This window comes from Roseiarcus sp. (genome assembly GCF_052145395.1).
GTDB lineage: Bacteria > Pseudomonadota > Alphaproteobacteria > Rhizobiales > Beijerinckiaceae > Roseiarcus.
The window spans coordinates 1-4,240 of the sequence record NZ_JBKQOT010000202.1 but is presented as its reverse complement, the minus strand read 5'-3'; the positions used below and the strand labels follow the sequence as shown (position 1 = coordinate 4,240).

3 protein-coding genes and 1 pseudogene are annotated in these 4,240 nt (G+C 65.3%); all 4 read right to left on the bottom strand.

The genetic code is table 11. The annotated features are described in order from the left end of the window. Positions 1–872: pseudogene (locus tag ACLP25_RS06955) on the bottom strand (F0F1 ATP synthase subunit beta); the annotation flags it as partial. Positions 873–927: 55 nt separating this feature from the next. Then, positions 928–1,800 carry a F0F1 ATP synthase subunit gamma gene (locus ACLP25_RS06950; RefSeq protein WP_442468487.1) on the bottom strand — a complete coding sequence of 291 codons (873 nt, stop codon included), beginning with the start codon at positions 1,798–1,800 and terminating at the stop codon, positions 928–930. 60 nt (positions 1,801–1,860) lie between these two features. Continuing rightward, positions 1,861–3,393, bottom strand: coding sequence for a F0F1 ATP synthase subunit alpha (gene atpA / locus ACLP25_RS06945; protein WP_442468486.1), 1,533 nt, complete (start codon positions 3,391–3,393; stop codon positions 1,861–1,863). Next, entirely contained in the window at positions 3,393–3,956 is a 564-nt protein-coding gene (locus tag ACLP25_RS06940; RefSeq protein ID WP_442468485.1) for a F0F1 ATP synthase subunit delta, read from the bottom strand. The genes atpA and ACLP25_RS06940 overlap by 1 nt, the downstream gene beginning before the upstream one ends. Positions 3,957–4,240: the final 284 nt, after the last annotated feature.

Sequence of the window (4,240 nt, the reverse complement as noted above, 5' to 3'; positions counted from 1 at the left end):
ATGTCGGTGGCGAGCGTCGGCTGATAGCCGACCGCCGAGGGGATGCGGCCGAGCAGCGCCGACACTTCCGAGCCCGCCTGGGTGAAGCGGAAGATGTTGTCGACGAAAAACAGCACGTCCTGGCCCTGGTCGCGGAAGTGCTCGGCGACGGTGAGGCCGGAGAGCGCGACCCGCATGCGCGCGCCCGGGGGCTCGTTCATCTGGCCGAACACCAGCGCGCACTTCGACTTCACGGTCGAATTGGGATCATGCGGATCGGCGTTGACCTTCGACTCGATGAACTCGTGGTAGAGGTCGTTGCCTTCGCGGGTGCGCTCGCCGACGCCGGCGAACACCGAATTGCCGCCATGCGTCTTGGCGACGTTGTTGATCAGCTCCTGAATGAGCACGGTCTTGCCGACGCCCGCGCCGCCGAAGAGGCCGATCTTGCCGCCCTTGGCGTAGGGCGCGAGCAGGTCGACGACCTTTATGCCGGTCACCAGAATCTGCGCTTCCGTCGACTGCTCGACATAGGACGGTGTCGGTTGATGGATCGCCCGGCGCGCCTCCATCGGGATCGGGCCGGCTTCGTCGACCGGCTCGCCGATGACGTTCATAATGCGCCCGAGCGTGCCGGCGCCGACCGGAACCGAGATCGGGTCGCCCGTGTCGGTGACTTCCTGCCCACGGACGAGGCCTTCGGAGATGTCCATGGAGACGCAACGCACCTGGTTCTCGCCGAGGTGCTGAGCCACCTCGAGCACCAGGCGGTTGCCGTTGTTGTCGGTCGTGAGCGCGTTCAGGATCGGCGGCAGGTAGCTGTCGAAATGCACGTCGACGACGGCGCCGATCACCTGCGTGATCCGGCCGGTGGCGTTCGCGATATTGGCCATTTTGACGTCCTCGTTCTTCGATCGTCTAGCGTCGCGGCGAGGCGACAGGGTTGGGTCAGAGCGCCTCGGCGCCCGAAATAATCTCGATCAGCTCTTTGGTGATCATCGCCTGGCGGGTGCGGTTGTAACGGAGCGTGTACTTCTTCACCATTTCGCCGGCGTTGCGGGTTGCGCTGTCCATGGCGCTCATCTGCGAGCCGAAGAACGAGGCGGCGTTCTCGAGCAACGCGCGATAGACGCGAACCGTCAGCGCCTGCGGCAGGAGCTGGGTCAGAATCTCGCTCTCGTCCGGCTCGTAGTCGTAGCTCGTCGCCTTCTCGTTCTCCTTCGTCTCGCCGAGTTCCGGCGGGATGAGCTGTTGCGCCGTCGGGATCTGGGAGATGACCGACCGGAAGCGGGAGTAGAAGAGCGTGCAGACGTCGAACTCGCCGCTGTCGAACAGCGCGATGATCTTCTCGGCGATCGGCCGGGCCGTCTCGTAAGTGATCGTCCGGACGGCGCGAAGGTCGATCAGCTCCAAAATCTGCTTCTCGTGGGTGCGGCGGAGCTGGTCGTAGCCCTTCTTGCCGACGCAGATGATCTTGACGGTCTTGCCCTCGGAGGCGAGCACGGTGGCCTTGTCGCGCGCCAGGCGGACGATTGCGGTGTTGAAGGCGCCGCACAGTCCGCGCTCGCCGGTGCAGACGACGAGCAGGTGAGTCTGATGCGATCCCGAGCCGACGAGGAGTCGAGGACCCTCGCCGTCCTTGGCGGCGCCGGCGAGGTTGGTCAGCACCGCCTCCACCCGCTGGGCGTAGGGGCGGGCGGCTTCGACGGCGCTCTGGGCGCGGCGCAGTTTCGACACCGCGACCATCTGCATCGCCTTGGTGATCTTCTGCGTCGATTTGACGGAGGCGATCCGGTTTCTGAGTTCCTTGAGGGACGGCATCGATGGGCGTCTCCGCCCCGCGCCTCAGCGAGGCGCAGGGTCCAGTTGATGGTCAGGAAATCAGGCGAAGCTGGCGGCGAAAGCCTCGACCGCCGACTTCAGCTTAGCCTCGGTGTCGCTCGACAGGTCGTTGGTCGAACGGATGGTCTCCAGCACCTCTGCGTGCTTCGAGCGCAGGAAAGCCAGCAGGCCGTCCTCGAACGGACGCACCTGATTGAGCGCCAGCTTGTCGAGGTAGCCGTTGACGCCGGCGTAGATCACCGCGACCTGCTCCTCCATCTTGAGCGGAGAGAACTGCGGTTGCTTGAGGAGCTCCGTCAGGCGCGAGCCGCGGTTCAGCAGGCGCTGGGTCACCGCGTCGAGGTCGGAGCCGAACTGAGCGAAGGCCGCCATTTCACGGTATTGCGCGAGTTCGCCCTTGATCTTGCCGGCGACCTTCTTCGTGGCCTTCGTTTGCGCCGACGATCCCACGCGCGACACCGAGAGACCGACGTTCACTGCCGGACGGACGCCCTGATAGAAGAGGTCCGTTTCGAGGAATATCTGGCCGTCGGTAATCGAGATCACGTTGGTCGGGATATACGCCGAGACGTCGTTCGCCTGCGTCTCGATGACGGGCAGGGCGGTCAGCGACCCGGAGCCGAAGTCCTTGTTGAGCTTGGCGGCGCGCTCGAGCAGGCGGGAGTGCAGGTAAAACACGTCGCCTGGATACGCCTCGCGACCCGGGGGGCGGCGGAGCAGCAGCGACATCTGGCGGTAGGCGACCGCCTGCTTCGACAGGTCGTCGTAGATGATGACCGCATGCATGCCGTTGTCGCGGAAGAACTCGCCCATGGCGCAGCCGGAGAAGGGCGCAAGGAACTGCATTGGCGCCGGGTCCGAGGCGGTGGCGGCGACGATAATCGAATATTCGAGCGCTCCGTTCTCCTCCAGCACCTTGACGAATTGGGCGACGGTCGAGCGCTTCTGGCCGATCGCGACGTACACGCAGTAGAGCTTCTGGCTCTCGGGCGCGCCGGCGACGTTGAGCGACTTCTGGTTCAGGATGGTGTCGAGAGCGATGGCGGTCTTGCCGGTCTGGCGGTCGCCGATGATCAGCTCGCGCTGGCCGCGGCCGATGGGGATCATCGAGTCGATGGCCTTGAGGCCGGTCGCCATCGGCTCGTTGACCGACTTGCGCGGGATGATGCCGGGCGCCTTGACGTCGACGCGGGCGCGCTTGCCGGCGTTGATCGGGCCCTTGCCGTCGATCGGATTGCCGAGCGCGTCGACGACGCGGCCGAGAAGCTCCTTGCCGATCGGCACGTCGACGATCGCGCCGGTGCGCTTGACGGTCTGGCCTTCCTTGATCTCGCGGTCAGTGCCGAAAATCACGATGCCGACGTTGTCGGTCTCGAGGTTCAGCGCCATGCCGCGGGTGCCGTTCTCGAACTCGACCATCTCGCCGGCCTGGACCTTGTCGAGGCCATAGGCGCGGGCGATGCCGTCGCCGACGCTCAGCACCTGGCCGACCTCGGTGACTTCCGCCTCGGCGCCGAAGTTGGCGATCTGGCTCTTGAGAATCGAAGAAATTTCTGCGGCGCGGATATCCATCAGCCGACCTCTTTCATGGCTAGGCGAATTGCGTTGAGTTTGGTCCTGAGCGAGCCGTCGACCATGCGCGAGCCGAGCCTGACAATGAGGCCGCCGATGATCGAGGGATCGACTGTGGCGTCCAGATCGACCTCCCGGCCGCCCGAGGCCGCGCGCAACTGGTCTTTGAGGGCCACGAGGTTCGGCTCGGAGAGCGCCGTCGCGCTGGTCACTTCGGCGTGGGTCACGCCGCGGTTGGCGTCGTAGAGCTTGTAGTAGGCCGCAATCATGTCGCGGATCGAGAAGAGGCGCCGCTTGGCCGCGACGAGCCGGACGAAATTGGCGGCGACGCCGTCGATACCGAATTCGGCGAGAACGGCGTCGAGCGCCTTCAACTGGTCGTTGGCGGAAAACACGGGGCTCCGAACCAGACGCTGAAGGTCAGGGCTTTCGACGATCAGCGCATCGAGCTTTGCGAGCGACTGGGCGACGGCTTCGGTCTGGCGGTCGTCCTGGGCGAGAGAAAAGAGCGCCGAGGCATAGCGGCCGGCGACGCCGGAAACGAGTGTGTCGTCTTGTGCCAAAGCCCGTCACCTCATCACGGCGTTGATGTCGAAGCGGGCGAGAGACCCATCCCGCGCCGCCAACCCCAGGAATTCGTGATGATTCCGCTTCGCGAAGAAGAGCGCGCGGGCCGCTCCGACCCCAAAGGCGGGGGTTGCCTAACATAGGACTTTTCAGGGCGCAACCCGCGTAGCCGGCGCGCTGGAGCGAAGATGAAACGGCCCCATGGCGCCGCCGTTCAGCCTAGCGACGAACTCCAGCCGGCCTCGGGGTCGCCGCCGGAATACGCGACGCAATGAACGCT